Here is a 14143-nt window from a genome sequence, read left to right on the forward strand (position 1 = left end):
GCTGATCGTTCCGGAGGTCGGCCGGTCGCCTCCTAGCGCCCGGTCCGCCCGGTGTGGAAGCGGCGGTGCAGCTCGCGCACCGGCTCCGCCAGCTCGGGAACGGGGCCCTCCACCACGACCCCGGGAGCGACCTCCTGGACCGGCAGCGGCCGTACGGGAGGCGCGGGCACCCCCAGCTCGGCGAGCCAGCCCACCAGCTGCTCCGAGGAGCAGGCGTACACGATCCGGCCCAGCCCCACCCAGGCGTGCGCGGCGGCGCACATCGGACAGTGCTCCCCGGAGGTGTAGACGGTCGCCTCCGCCCGCTGCTCCGGGGTCATATTGGCCGCCGCCCAGCGGGCCAGCTCGAACTCCGGATGACGGGTCTGGTCGCCGGAGGCCACCCGGTTGTGGTCCTCGGCCAGGATCGTCCCGTCGGCCGCCACGAGCACGGACCCGAACGGCTCGTCGCCCTTGCCCAGCGCCTCGGCCGCCAGCTCCACGCAGCGCCGCAGGTACCGCAGTTCACCGTCGTCCACCATCGCAACCTCCCACCGGGACGATCCTCAGCGCCCCCGGGGCGCCCCGTCTGGCCGATCATGCCAGCTTCCGGCCCGCACCCGCGGTGTCGCCCGGCGACAGAAGTCCGCGTGACGTCTTCAGGGGCATGACTGCCCTTTCACCGGTGATGCAGCGCGGAAGCCCGGTCCTTCAGGGCCGAGAAGCTGACTGACGGTCCGGCGGCGCGAGCGCCGCGGTCGGTTCCCCGCCGGTCGGCTGGGAACCGGGCCCGGTCCGTGATGGGGCCCCGCCCGTTGGAGGATCGGATCGCCGTCAGCGTGTTACGCCCCTGTTACGCGGGCATCGGTGTAAACCACCGGCGCTGTCGTCACCCTCTTCGCCATGCGATGTCGCGGGCGGCATTGCGGGCGACATTGCGGAGGATGAGGACGTCCGAAAAGGAGGGCGCCGCGTCGCGGACGGGGCCCCCACCGCGGGTCTTTCCGGGCGCAGCGCAGCCGGTGAGGGGCGGCGGGGACGTCGGGACGGGCCTGGCCTCCTGGTCCGCCGCCGGCGTGCGGAGAGACGGTTCCCGGGAGATCCATTTCCTTTTCAGATAACTTTCTTGATCGCGGAAAGCGGGTACGGAAACGCCGTGTCAGCAGGTGATGGAGCGTCCGATTCCGCCCTGTCAGAGTGGGCCGAAACCAGGGGTTCCTCGGCCGGGTCTGGGGAATGTCGCGGCCGGTGTGCAGGTCTGTACCGGTGATGCGTTGACCGTGGCGCGAACAGTGCGCTTTACTCTTTCTTTAACGGCATTGGATGTCGGGAAAATGATCGAGCGGGGGACCATGCGACGGGGGTGGCTGCTGCTGGCGCAGTGAACGGGGAGATCTTCGGCCTGCTCAGGCCGGGTGCGCGGCCGGGGTGGGCCGCGGTCGACGAAACGCCGTCCGGCGGGGGCCGGTGACGGCGGGCGTATTCGCGGACCGCGAATACCGGAAATTCGTTTCAGTGCTTCCCGAGGGCGGTGGCCCTTTTTCGGCATGGGCTTGTGGCTCCTCCGGGATGAAAAACCATGGGGAATGCCGATGAGCGCATGGCGGCTGGAAGGTTACTCAGAAGTAGGTGAACTCGGCGCCGGTTCGCAGGGGCGCGTGGTCCTGGCCCGGCATGGAACGTCGGGCGCCTACGTCGCGATCAAGTACGTCACAGGCCCGGAACTGCAACGCGGCCAGACCCGTTCCGACGACGACTCGGTGGCCAGGTCGCGGTACGAGGCGCAAATGCTGTCCTCGGTGCGGCACGAGCACGTGGCCCGCCTGCACGAGGTGGTGGAGAGCAGGCACGGCATCGCCCTGGTCATGGAGGCCATCGAGGGCGTTCCGCTCAAGCGGCTGCTGAGCGAGCGCGGCCCACTGGCGCCCGAGGCGGCCCTGGCCGTCCTCAAGGGGTCGCTGCTGGGCCTGGCCGCCGCCCACGCGGTCGGGGTGGTGCACCGCGACTACAAGCCGGCCAATGTGATCGTCCGGTCGGACGGGGTCAGCAAGCTGATCGACTTCGGGGTCGCCACCCCGGCCGGCCTGCGCTCGACGGCCGGCACCCCGGCGTACATGGCGCCCGAGCAGTGGCGCCGTGAGCAGGCCCTGCCCGCCACCGACGTGTACGCCGCGACCTGCGTGTTCTTCGAATGCGTGACCGGGCACCGGCCGTACCGGGCCACCGGGGCCGCCGCCATGGCGGCCCAGCACCTGCAGGCGCCGGTCCCGGTCGAGGAGGTGCCCGAGCCGCTGCGCGGGCTGGTCGCCCACGGCATGGCCAAGGATCTGCGGGAGCGGCCCGCCGAGGCGGCGGCGTTCGTCGACGAGTTGGAGGCCGCCGCCGTGGCCGCCTACGGCGAGGACTGGGAACGCCGCGGGGTGGCCTGGCTGGCCGCCGCGGCGGTCGCGTTGGCGGCGCTGTTCCCGCTGGCCGCGCTGATGGTCCCGGGCGGCCAGGCGGCCGGGGGAGCCGCCGCCCACCTGGCCGAGGCCGGAACCCGCACGGGACGGGCCGGGCGGGTGCTGGGCACGGGTTCGGCCAAGGCCGCCGCCACCATCGTGGCCGCCGCGGTGGTGGTCGCCGGCGCCGCGGTCGTCTTCGCCCTCAACAGCAGTGACACCAACCTGACCACACCACGGGCGGGTGAACGGCCACCGGCGGGCCCCAGCGTCACGCCCACCCCGTCGCCTCCGTCCTCGCCCACCCCGACCCCAAGCACGCCGACCCCGACCCCAGGGCAGAGCGAGGTGCCGCCGACCGCGACCCTCCCGGCGGTCGATCCGGGCGACCCGAACACCCCGGGCCCGGACGATCCGGACGACCCAGGCGGCCCCCCGACACCCGGGCCGACCGCCGGGCCGACACCGGAACCGACGTCGGACGGGCAGTGCCCGTCCAGCCGCACGCTGGAGCCGCACGACTTCGGCACGGTCGTCGTCGGCGGGTCGGCCGCCGAGACCTTCTCCTTCCCGTGGAGCCCCTGCTACGACGCCGGGGGCATCACCATCCGCGGCGCGTCGGCCGCCGCTTTCTCCCGGGAGCTGACCGGCTGCCCGCCGGAGGCCGCCACCGGCACCTGTACGTTCCGGATCACTTACACGCCCACCACCGCCGGGACGCACACCGCCACCCTTGTCGTCCCGTTCGACGACGGCGGTGACGCGGTGACGCTCGCTCTCAGCGGTACCGGCTCGTCCAGCGACTGCTTCTTCCACGCCGAAACCCGGGATCTCGGCTCGGTGCCGGTGGGGTCGTCCAGGACGGAGGGTTTCTCCTACCCCTGGCGGGAGTGCGACGCCGAGGACCAGATGACCGTCGTGGGCGGCAACGGCCAGTTCAAAGCCGTCTTCACGCAGTGCCCGCCGCCTGCCGGAGACGACTCCTGCTACTACGACGTGACCTTCGCCCCCCGGGCCGCCGGGGTGCAGACCGCGGTCATGGTCATCCCCAGCGACACCGGCGGCCAGGCGGTGCGGATCACCCTCACCGGCACCGGCACCGAGGCGCAGGCCGAGAGCGCGGGCACCACGCCGTCACCTGAGCCGAGCACCCCCACCCCCGAACCAGGCACGCCCGAACCAGGCACGCCCGACCCCGGTACGCCCGACCCCGCACCGTCGAGCCCGGAGCCGAGCACGCCGCCGAGCCCCGACCCGGCTCCCAAGCCCGACCCGGAGAGCCCCGACCCGGATCCGGACCCGGAGGCCCCCGAGCCCGAGACCCCCAAGCCACAGGAACCCGCCACTCCGCCCAAGCCCGCCCCGGAGCCGGAGGCCAAGCCCCCGGCACCCGAGCCGGACCCGGTACCCGAGCCGCTCCCCGAGAGCACCCCACCCCCCGAGGAGGCGGCAGGCTGACCCCTGCCGGCCAGTGCCTGTGCGCGTCAGGGGACCCGCACAGGCACCGGTGGGGCCGTCCTGTGGAGGGGACAGGATGGACCTCCTGCCGCACCGCTCGGCTTCGCCACCTTCATGAACGAGGGTTCCCGGAAGCCGTGGAAGGGCCCGTCGGCCCTTCCACGGCTTCCGGGAGAGCGGAAGGCCGCTCTCCCGGCGCGGCGCCGGCGCCTCCTTCCGGCGGCCGTGATCGCCGAGGGCGTTCGCGTCCGCCACACCCGAGGTCCGGCCGCGGAACGGGGTTCGGTACCGTCGGCCCCGCAGCACCGCGCCGGGACCGCGTGGGCTGGACGCGACGAGGAGGGCCGATGAACGACACCGAGGAGACCGTGCTGGTGCGCCACGAGCGCTCGGTGGCGGTGATCACGCTGAACCGGCCGCAGGCGCTCAACGCGATGACCGGGCCGATGTCGGTCGCCTACGCGCGGGCACTGCGGGAGGCCGACGCCGACCCGCAGGTGCGGGCGATCGTGGTGACCGGCGCGGGCCGCGGCTTTTGCGCGGGCGCCGACCTGGGGGTGCTCAACCAGGGGCCGGACGCCATCCGCGCGCTCGTGCCCCCCGCCGAGGACCTGCCCACCATGGCGCTGCGGCTGCGCACTCCGGTGATCGCCGCGGTCAACGGCCCGGTGGCCGGCATCGGCTTCGCCTACATGATGGGCAGCGACGTGCGCTTCGCGGGCCGCGGGGTGAAGATGACCACCAGCTTCTCCCGGCTCGGCCTGGTCGCCGAGTACGGCCTGTCGTGGCTGCTGCCCCGGCTGATCGGCGCCTCCCGGGCGATGGAACTGCTGCTGTCGGGCCGTACGCTGGACGCCGAGGAGGCCGAGCGGATCGGGCTGGTCCACCGGGTCGTCGAGCCCGACCGGGTGCTGCAGGAGGCCGTGGACTACGCGGCGGACCTGGCGGCCGGCTGCGCCCCGTCCTCGCTGGCGGCGATCAAGGCCCAGGTGTACGCCGACCTCGAACGCTCCCACGACGACGCGCTGGCCGACACGCTCAAGCTGATGGACGCCTCGTTCGGCGGCCCGGACCTGGCCGAGGCGCTGGCCGCCCGCAAGGAGAAGCGGCCGCCGGTCTTCACCCCCCTCCATTGACGCGCTCCTTGGCCTGGAGGCCGGGGATTCAGCCCGTGCCGCGGGTGCGGCACTTCTGTGGCTTCCTGTTTCGCCGGGTCCTGCCCTCCGCTAGGCGGCGGGTCTTACGGTCCCTCCGCGCCGAGCGCGCGGAAGGCGAAGCGGGTCACCTGTTCGGCCGCCTCGGCAGGCCCGGCCTCGGCGGTTTGGAGCATCTGCTCCATGAACGCCTGGCCCAGCGCCGCCCGGATGGACCGGGCGTCCGGCTCGGGATCGGCCCACGGGAAGGAGCCGTCCGCCAGTCCGGCCCGCAGGATCTCGGCGATGGTGGCCTCCTGGGCGGCCCGGAAACGGGCGTGCTCGGCCGCGTAGCCGCGGGCCCGCTGGGCCTCCTCGGAGACCAGCACCAGGATGCGCCGCCGCCGGGGGGCCTCGGCCGTCAGCCGCAGCATCCCGTGGATCAGCTGCCGCAGCGCCTCGCCCGGGGTGGGCGCCGCCGCGGCCGCCGCCCGCAGTTCCGCCGTCACCCGGTCGGCGTCCTCGCGGAACATGGCCAGCAGCAGCCCGTCCTTGGACTCGAAGTGCCGGTAGAAGGCTCGGGTGGACAGCCCCGCGGTGGTGAGGATGCCGGTGACCGAAGCGGTCACGCCGTCGCTGTCGACCAGGCAGCGGTGGGCCGCCTCGACGATGCGCGCCTTCTCGGTCGCCTGCTCGGTCGGCATGGCTGTGCCCCTCCCGGCCTGGTCCGATCGCACCCGGTGCCGCGACGATCAGTCCGACAGCGTACCGGCGGCGGTGTCCGCCCGGATCGTGTCGCCCGACATCATCCGTCCAGGCAGCCGTTGCCGAAACCGAACACCACGAACGCCGCCCCGAGCGTCCGGACGTCGGTGGCCGACTCCGGCAGGCCCGCAGTGGTCTCCGCACACCGTGAACTATCGAACAGGAATGATGTTCACAACTTGGCTTTTCGATCACCTTTAATGTTCAATCGGAATATGGCGGACACGGAACGACTGAGACGGATCACCGAGGCCGTGCGGGAGGCGGGCCGCGTCAGCGTCGCGGAGCTGGCCGGGCTCACCGGCGCCTCGGAGATGACCATTCGCCGCGACCTGGAGGTCCTGGCGGCTCAAGGGGTGGTCGAGCGTTACCGCGGAGGGGCCAGGAGCCTGCTGCTGCGCGGTGAGGAACCGCCCTTCGTACTGCGGGCCCAGGAGGGACTGGAGGTCAAGCGGCGCATCGCCGCCGAGGTCGCCGAGCTGATCACCGACGGGGAGGCCGTCGTCCTCGACGGTGGCACCACCTGCCTGGAGGTGGCCCTCGCGCTCGAGCACCGCCGGCTGACCGTGATGCCGCTGTCCCTGCACGTCGTGAACGCGCTGACCGGGGCCCCGCAGATGACGCTGCTGGTGCCGGGGGGCCGGCCGCGGCCGGGCGAGCTGGCGCTGACCGGCCCCCTGACCGAGGCGTCGCTGGCCGCCCTGCGCTTCGACACCGCGATCATCGGCTGCTGCGGGCTGACCGCGACCGGCGGCCTGACCGCCCACGACCTGGGTGAGGCCGCCGTCAAGCGTGCCGCGATCGCCTCGTCCCGCCGGGTCATCGCCGTCGCGGAGGCCGCCAAGCTCTCCCGCACCGCCCTGGCCTTCGTCGCCCCCGCCTCCGCCCTGCACGCCGTCGTCACCGACGACACGGCCGACGACGACGAGACCGATCCCCTGGTCGCCGCGGGCGTGGTCGTACGGAAGGTGTGACCATGCGACCGGTGCCGGAGACCATCGCTGTTCGTCTCAGCGGCCAATGTCCTGAGGAGCGCGGACCCCTACAGCGGATCTTCCAGCAGGACCGGATCGCCGCCGGTCAGTACTGCCCGGACGGGGTTTGGCTCGTCTGGTACATGGGCCAGTGGGACGCGCAGGACGATGAGGTCGGCGGGCAGGCCGGGCCGCACCCGCCGGGGCGGGCCGCCGGGGTCGTCGGGCGGCGCGAGGTAGGCGTCGAGCGCCTGGCCGAAGGTGAGCCGTTCGTCCGGTCCGGCGACCTGTCCGGAAGGGGTGCGCCGGGTGGTCGCCGCGGCGATGACGGCCCACGGGTCGAGCGGCCCATAGGGGGCGTCGCTGGACAGCGCCAGAGGGATTCCGGCGTGCCGGAAGGTGGCGCAGCGGTACAGGTCAGGGCGGTCCTCCGGCGGGACGTCGCGTAGGTAGTCATCACCCCGGTGGGCGAGGAAGCCGGGCTGGGTGACCACTCGCAGCCCCAGCCGGGCGATGTCCGGGACGAGCTCGGGCGGCACCAGCGCGGCGTGCTCGATCCGGTCGCCGGGCAGGGGACCGGTGTCGTCCAGCGCGGCCAGCAGGAGCACCAGCGCCTCCCGGGTGACGCAGTGCACGGCGACGGCGCGCCCGGCCGCGTGCGCGGCCCGGATCCGGTCGGCCAGTTCGTCATAAGCGGGCAGCCCGGAGTCGGCGAGGACGATCTTGTAGGGGCCGGTGACCGGCTCTGGGCCGCCGTCGTCTCCGGGAACGGCGTCGCCCAGCGGCACTCCCAGTAGATGGACCCGCTGGGGCAGCGCCCCGCGCCGCATGGCGGCGGTGATCGCCGCGATGGCCCCGGCGTCCAGGTCGGGGGTGGCGTCGGTGACGGCGGTGACGCCGTGGCGGATGAGGGTGGTGCCGACCGGGGCCAGGTCCGGCGGGCCGGTGCGCGGCAGCCGGGACCGCAGCCAGTCGTCGGCCCGCCACAGCCGCCCGGTAGGACGGCCACGCCCGTCGCGCTCCACGCCCGGATGGTCCCCACCGTCCGCCCCGACGGCCCGCAGCGCGGCGGTGTTGAGGATCCACAGCGCTCCGCTGCGGTGCTGGACGCGGACCGGCCGGTCGGCGCGCAGCCGGTCCAGGGCGGCGGCGTCCAGGTCACCGGCGACCGTCTCGGCGTACCCGACTCCCCGGATCCAGCCGTGCCCGTCCGGCACCGCGGCGGCCAGCGCGGCGGCCAGGCCGTCCCGGCCGGTCACCTCCGGAGGGCCGCAGCGCACCGACCCGCGCCACGCCGCCAAAGCATGCAGATGCACATGGTGGTCGCACAGGCCGGGCAGCAGAGCGCCCCCCCGGCAGTCGTGGACGGCCTCTCCCGGCCGCCGCTCCAGCACGGGAGCGACCTCGCTCACGCGCCCGCCGACGATCCGCACGTCCACCCGCAGCCGCCCATCGAGCTCGGCGTCCCGCAACAGCAGACCGGTCACGACGCCACCGGGCGGACCCCACGCTCCCGGCCGTGCCGGCGGAGCACCGGATCGGCGACCGACGAAGCGGAAAAGCCATCGCGGTCATCGGTCGACACGCCCCCGACCATACACTTCCGCACGCCAAAGGATCACCGTCACATCACCACCGACCTGGCCCAACACCGACCTGGCCCAACACCGACCTGGCCCGACAGCGAGCCGACCCTGGCCCGGTCGAACGCCGGGCCGGTCCGCGGCCGAACCGATCCGCCTTGACGCCGATCCGGTCCGGTCCGATGCGGCGCCGGTCCGGCGCCGGGTTGTGGTGTGGTCTGTCGTATCGTCGGTTCGACGTGGAGTCGGCTTGGTCTGATGCCGGGTCGGCCGCTCAGTGCCGTGTCGGTGCGGTTCGGTGTCGCGTGGTCAGGTCGGTGTGGAAACGGTCCGGTGCCGGGTCGGTCGGCATCTTGCCGGGTCGTGCGGGTCGTTGCCGGAACGGAGGCTCTGGTTGGCCGGTTCAGCGCGTGTTTCGATCGCCGACCTGGCGGATGGCGCCGTGCATCCTCCGCTGGGCGAGGCCGGGCGGTTGGCCGAGCCGCTCATGGCCGTGGTGCTGGACGACGACGTACCCCCGGCGACGCTGGAACGGGCGGTGGCCCGAGCCGGAGCCGGTGACCGGCTGCTGGTCGGGATCGCCTCCGGGCCGGTCCCCGCGCGGATAGCGGGACTGCTGGACGCGCTCGACCTGACCCTGACGGTCACTGGAGAGGACCGCCGCTGTGTCACCGTCGCCGATCCGGAGGAGGAGCTGGAGGTCCTGCGCCGGGCGGCCGCCCGCAACCCGCAGGCGGCGGTGGTGCTCGGCCAGGTGCTGCGGGCGTCGGAGTCCCTGCCGGTCGGCGCGGCGCTGGACGTGGAATCGTTCGCCTATTCCACGCTGCTGGACGGTCCGGAGTTCCGCCGTTGGGTGGAGGGCCGCGGCCCCCGCCCTCTGCCGCCGGTGGCCGAGGAGCCGGTGCTGGTACGCCGGGACGCCGACCGCCTGGTCATCACCTTGAACCGGCCCGAGCGCCGCAACGCCTACGGCCGCCAGGCGCGGGACGCACTCGTCGATGCGCTGGAGCTGGCACTGCTCGACCCGACCTTGGATCGGGTGGTGCTGGAGGGGGCCGGGCCCTCGTTCTGCTCAGGTGGCGACCTCGACGAGTTCGGCACCACACCCGACCTGGTCACTGCCCACTTCGTACGGACCCGTGGCGGAGCCGGCCGGCTCGTTCACCGGCTCGGCACCCGGATCGAGGCGCGCGTCCACGGTGCCTGCGTCGGCGCCGGGATCGAGCTGCCGGCGCTCGCCGGCACGGTGGTGGCCGCCGCGCGGACCACCTTCCGGCTGCCCGAGGTCGCCATGGGGCTGATCCCCGGCGCGGGCGGCACGGTCGGCATCCCGCGCCGCATCGGCCGCTGGCGCACCCTGTACCTGGCCCTGACCGGCCGCCCCCTCGACGCGGCGACCGCCCTGGCCTGGGGCCTGGTGGACGAGGTACTGCCGGACGACTCCGCCCGCTGACGGGACCGCCGAGCGGCCGACGTGTCCGGCCCCCGGCTGGTCCTGTGAGCGTTCACGATCCGGGCGGGGCCGTCGCGCCCTCGCGCATGACGAGTCCCGCATGGCCCGTGGCGTGGCTTCGGTGGTCGTGGAGCGGCCGGTCGCGTGAGCCGCTGGAGGCCGCTGATGGCGTGGACCCTGGCCGAGGGACGGGTGCGTCCGGCGGCCGCCGGTCATGGCAGAGGGATGCCCAGCTCGTCCAGGACCTCGGTGGTGTGCTCTCCGAGATCGGGCACCCGTCCTGGTACGTGCCGCCGTTCGGGAAGCGCCACGGGAACGGGACCGGAGGACGTGTCGACCACCCACCCGTCACCGTCCGGCCGGGCGGCGGGCGAGGCCGGGGGAGCGCCGCCGTCGGGGTCCAGGGTGGCGGCCACCACGTCGGACATCGAGACGTCCCAGAGCGTCCCCGTCCCGCCGGTGGGCGCGGACGTGGCGAGGACCGCGGCGGCCAGCCCGGTCAGCGGGTCGGCGATCGCGTCGCCGCAGAACAGCGGGACGCCGCCGGCGTCCCGCGCCACCAGGCCGCTCGCGGCGGCGACGTCGTCGCCGAAGCCGACGCGGTCGTCACCGCGTCCATGGGCGGTGATCGACACCCAGACGGTCCCCGCCGCCGCGGCGGCCTCGGCGTCCAGCCCGAAACCGGCCAGCGCCCGGGGCCGGGACGCCTCGATGACGACGTCGGCGGCGGCCACCAGCGCGGCCATCGCCCGCCGCCCGCCGGCGGTGTGCGGATCGAGGGCGACCGAGCGGTGCCCGGCGTGCAGCAGCCGGTAGAACCCGGCGTTCCCGCGCCGGGCGCCGTCCGGCCGCCACGGCGTCTCCACCTTGACCACCCGGGCACCGGCCAGCCCGAGCAGATGGGCGCACAGCGGCCCCGCCCACAGCGCGCTGAAGTCGACCACCAGCAGCCCGTCCGGCGAACGGGTCGCGGGCGGCTCCGGCAGGGCCGGCGGGACGTCCCGAGGGCGGACGGGACCGGCGGCGACGCCGAGCAGCGCGGCCCGTTCGGCCAGTTCGGCGCCGGTGTGCCCGCGCAGCCAGGCGTTGACCGCGGGCCAGGGGTCCTCGTCCACCTGTGCGCAGACCAGCGCGCCCAGCAGCGCCGGGTCGTCGGGACGGGCGCAGGAGACGGCCGCCCAGCCGTCGGCGGTGGGCAGCAGCCGGCAGGCACCCCCGGCCGACACCGGGCCGCGCCGCCCGTGGCCGGTGAATGCGGCACGCTCCGACAGCAGCCGCGCCCCGTCCACCCGCACTCCGGTGATCGCCGCGAACCGCGCGGCCAGCCCATCAGCGACCGTCGCGGCGCGGCCGGGCGGCACCAGGGGAGGGCCGTCGGCCCGCCCGGTCAGCGCGACCACGCCGCTGCACGCCCAGTCGGCCACCGGATCGGCGGGCCGGCCGGCACGCTCATCGATCGGCACGGCCCCGACGATACCCACCCGGCCAACACAAGATCAGCAGGTGGACCCACCGACCTGCTCCCATGCCGGGGTCTGGCGTCAGTTCGTCTCCTGCAGTAGGACACGGGTGACGCCGGGGACGGTGAGGGCGAGGGTTTCGGCGATGTGCCGGGCGCCGGGGTCGGTGGGCCCGTTCAGCCGGACGACGCCGTCGTGGACCTCGGCGGTCCAGGAGTGGCCCTTGGGCAGCAGTTCGGCGAGGGAGGCCAGCACGTCATCGCGGATGCGGGCGTCACCGCGCGACAGCACGGCCATCAGGTCCCGGCGGCTGATCATGCCGACCAGGACGCCGTCGTCCAGGACCGGGACGCTCTTGATGGCGGTCCGCAGCATCATCTGCGCCAGTTCGGCGACGTCGGAGGTCGGCTGCGCGGTGCGGACATCGGTGATCATGACGTCCCGGACCAGGCGCGGCGGCGGTTCGTGCGGCCCGGCGACCGGCAGCACGAAGGCGCGCGGATCGGCCTGGAACTCCCCGCGCATCAGGTCCATCTCGCTGACGATGCCGATCACGGCGCCGGTGCCGTCGACGACGGGCGCCGCGGTGATGTCGTGCTCGTACAGCACGCGGATCGCCTGACGGACCGTCGCCGACGGCGGCACCGTCACGACGGGGGAGGTCATGGCCTCTCGGACGAGCATGGCGGGGTCCTTTCCAACCGGTCGGCGGCGGCCCGACGAACAGGAAGGGTACGACGATCTCCACGGCCACCGCACACGGCGGCGGCCGGTCGCCACCGTGACTTCGGCCTTACCCACGTCAGCGGAGGCGATAGAGGCCCGGACATCGATGTCAGTCCGGAGCGATCTGCGGGCGGCGGTGCCACAGGTGCTCGGCGCCGTGCGGACGTACGACCGACAGGGCCTGCCCGGCGGACTCGCCGACGGGGCCACTGGTGTCGATGACGGTCGCCTCGGGCCAGGGGGCGGCGTGGGACGCCATGACCGCCGCGATGGCGGGATCGGCGTCGGAGGGGCCACCCGTCCTGGCCCGCAGGCGTTGCGCGGTCAGGGCCGGGGGAGCCTCACAGCGCAGGGTGAACAGATCGGCGTGGGCGCGTTCGGCCAGCAGCCTGGCCAGGGTGCGGTGCTCGGCCACCGTCCAGGACGCGTCCAGCACGACGGTCTCCCCCTGCTCCAGGAGCGTCTCGGCGCGGGCGAGCAGGGTCGCGTACGTGCGCTCGGTGTGGGCGGGGCTGTAGATGCCCGTGCCGTACGATGCGGCGGCCGGCTCCTCCGGTGAGATGTCGGCCAGTTCCTTGCGGACGACGTCGCTGTTGAGGACGGTGCAGCCGAGCCGGTCGCCGAGCAGCCGGGCCAGGGACGACTTGCCGGTGCCGGGCAGGCCGCCGACGAGGATCAGGTCCACCGCCCCGGCCCGCAGATGCCGCAGCGCCACCTCGGCGAGCAGACCGGCCTGCGCGGCGGCGTGCGGCTCGCCCTGGCCGTACCTGATGCAGGCGACCTTGGCGCGGACGAAGGCACGGTAGGCCACATAGTGGTGCCGCAGCGAGGCCGGCGCCGGGTCGCCCGCGTACTCGGCGTACCAGGACAGGAAGCGCTCGGCCAGTGCGGGTGCGCCCAGCCGTTCCAGGTCCATGGCGAGGAAGGCGGCGTCGTCGAGCCCGTCCAGCCACCGCAGCCGGTCGTCGAACTCCAGGCAGTCCAGGATCCGCGGCCCGTCCGGCAGGCAGAAGATGTCGGTGGCCATCAGGTCCCCGTGACCGTCGACGACCCGGCCGGCACGGATCCGCGCGTCGAACAACGGCTCGCGCCCGGCCAGGAAGCGCAGGGTGCGCTCCTCGATCTCCGTGGCCTCGGCCCCTTTCAGCGCCTGGTCGTGGAAGGGGCGGACCTGGTCGAAACTGTCCCGCCAGCGCCGCCGCAGCGCGTTCCGCGACCCCTGAACGGAGATCTCCGCGCCGCGCGGGGCGACCGAATGCCAGGCCGCCAGCCGCCGGGCGACCGCCCGCAGCGCGTCGTCCACCGGCCGGCGCGCCCGCACCAGCGTGGCCAGCCGCAGGTCGGCCGGCATCCGGCGCATCACCACCACGGGCTCGGGCGGCTCGCCGGACAGCCCACCGAACTCGGCGACCCCCAGGTAGACGTCGGGGGAGAAGCGCCGGTTCAGCTGCACCTCCCGGCGGCACATCCGCTCGCGGGCCTTCCGCGCGGTCAGGTCGACGAAGCCCACGTCGACCGGCTTCTTGACCTTGTAGGCCCGGTCGCCGGCGAAGAACACGATGCCGATGTGCGTCTCGCTGACCGCCGCAGGCTCGGCCGCACCGGAATCGTCCATGGCCCTCCTCCCGACTCGCTGCCTCGACGTTATGCCCGCGGGAGGCGGGGCGGCAGGGCCGAACGGCCCGTGCGGGGGCCGGGCGGCTGTGAAAGGAGCGCCACAGTCCGGCCGGCGCCGATCTGCCGCGGTCGCCGATTTGAGTGCGTCGAACCGTTCCCGGCGGCGGTACGCGCCGGACCGGCCGGGGCCGGCGCGGTGCGTACCGCCGCCGGGAACGGCGCCGCCGACGTCGCCGACAGAGCGCCCGGTCCACCCCTTTTCGAACGTATGTTCGATATACTTGCGGCATGATACGGCGCCAACTGTGTGACCGGCCGATCCGGGTGCGGCTGCACGACGACCGTCCGGTGGCGTTCTGGACGGACGGCCGCGAGTACGAGGTGACCGCGCTGATGGAGATGGTCGGCCTGATCCGGGTGCGCGATGACGTCGACACCTGCCTGTGGCAGGTGCGGGCGCGTTCCCGGGACGGCCGGGAGGTCGTCTACGACCTCGTCCGTGACCACGGGGACTGGCGGATGGCCGCGGTCTGGGTCTGACGCCGCCGCACCGT

The 14143-nt window shown here is 74.1% G+C and carries 11 protein-coding genes; 5 read left to right on the top strand and 6 right to left on the bottom strand.

The annotated features are described in order from the left end of the window. Positions 1-32: 32 nt before the first annotated feature. Positions 33-521, bottom strand: a complete 489-nt coding sequence (locus C4U03_RS02010; protein ID WP_103935852.1) for a nucleoside deaminase — start codon at positions 519-521, stop codon at positions 33-35. 1050 nt (positions 522-1571) lie between these two features. Between C4U03_RS02010 and C4U03_RS02015 the strand changes: the two genes are divergently transcribed. Then, a complete protein-coding gene (locus C4U03_RS02015; RefSeq protein WP_160146887.1) occupies positions 1572-3878 on the top strand; it encodes a protein kinase domain-containing protein in 2307 nt (768 codons plus the stop codon). 347 nt (positions 3879-4225) lie between these two features. After that, entirely contained in the window at positions 4226-5014 is a 789-nt protein-coding gene (locus tag C4U03_RS02020) for an enoyl-CoA hydratase-related protein (protein WP_103935854.1), read from the top strand. 104 nt (positions 5015-5118) lie between these two features. On the opposite strand, the gene C4U03_RS02025 is transcribed toward C4U03_RS02020, so the two are convergent. Beyond that, positions 5119-5715 carry a TetR/AcrR family transcriptional regulator gene (locus C4U03_RS02025; protein WP_103935855.1) on the bottom strand — a complete coding sequence of 199 codons (597 nt, stop codon included), beginning with the start codon at positions 5713-5715 and terminating at the stop codon, positions 5119-5121. Between the two features lie 276 nt (positions 5716-5991). On the opposite strand from C4U03_RS02025, the gene C4U03_RS02030 reads away from it, so the two are divergent. Further along, entirely contained in the window at positions 5992-6750 is a 759-nt protein-coding gene (locus C4U03_RS02030) for a DeoR/GlpR family DNA-binding transcription regulator (RefSeq protein ID WP_103935856.1), read from the top strand. A gap of 68 nt (positions 6751-6818) precedes the next feature. On the opposite strand, the gene C4U03_RS02035 is transcribed toward C4U03_RS02030, so the two are convergent. Continuing rightward, the gene (locus C4U03_RS02035; protein WP_103935857.1) at positions 6819-8237 is read right to left on the bottom strand and encodes an amidohydrolase family protein; all 1419 of its coding nucleotides are present in this window, start codon (positions 8235-8237) and stop codon (positions 6819-6821) included. A 538-nt stretch (positions 8238-8775) separates the two neighbouring features. Between C4U03_RS02035 and C4U03_RS42360 the strand changes: the two genes are divergently transcribed. Continuing rightward, entirely contained in the window at positions 8776-9786 is a 1011-nt protein-coding gene (locus C4U03_RS42360; protein WP_200826969.1) for an enoyl-CoA hydratase/isomerase family protein, read from the top strand. A gap of 212 nt (positions 9787-9998) precedes the next feature. Here C4U03_RS42360 and C4U03_RS02045 read toward each other — a convergent pair whose 3' ends face one another. From C4U03_RS02045 to C4U03_RS02055, 3 genes are all read right to left on the bottom strand, one after another. After that, a complete protein-coding gene (locus tag C4U03_RS02045) occupies positions 9999-11249 on the bottom strand; it encodes a CoA transferase (protein ID WP_200826970.1) in 1251 nt (416 codons plus the stop codon). Between the two features lie 78 nt (positions 11250-11327). Then, positions 11328-11930, bottom strand: coding sequence for a CBS domain-containing protein (locus C4U03_RS02050; protein WP_103935858.1), 603 nt, complete (start codon positions 11928-11930; stop codon positions 11328-11330). Positions 11931-12081: 151 nt separating this feature from the next. Next, on the bottom strand, positions 12082-13587 hold the full coding sequence (locus tag C4U03_RS02055) for a bifunctional aminoglycoside phosphotransferase/ATP-binding protein (protein WP_103935859.1): 1506 nt from the start codon (positions 13585-13587) through the stop codon (positions 12082-12084). 290 nt (positions 13588-13877) lie between these two features. Between C4U03_RS02055 and C4U03_RS02060 the strand changes: the two genes are divergently transcribed. Beyond that, on the top strand, positions 13878-14129 hold the full coding sequence (locus C4U03_RS02060; protein WP_103935860.1) for a hypothetical protein: 252 nt from the start codon (positions 13878-13880) through the stop codon (positions 14127-14129). The last annotated feature ends 14 nt before the right edge of the window (positions 14130-14143 follow it).

This window comes from Thermomonospora echinospora, assembly GCF_900108175.1.
GTDB lineage: Bacteria > Actinomycetota > Actinomycetes > Streptosporangiales > Streptosporangiaceae > Thermomonospora > Thermomonospora echinospora.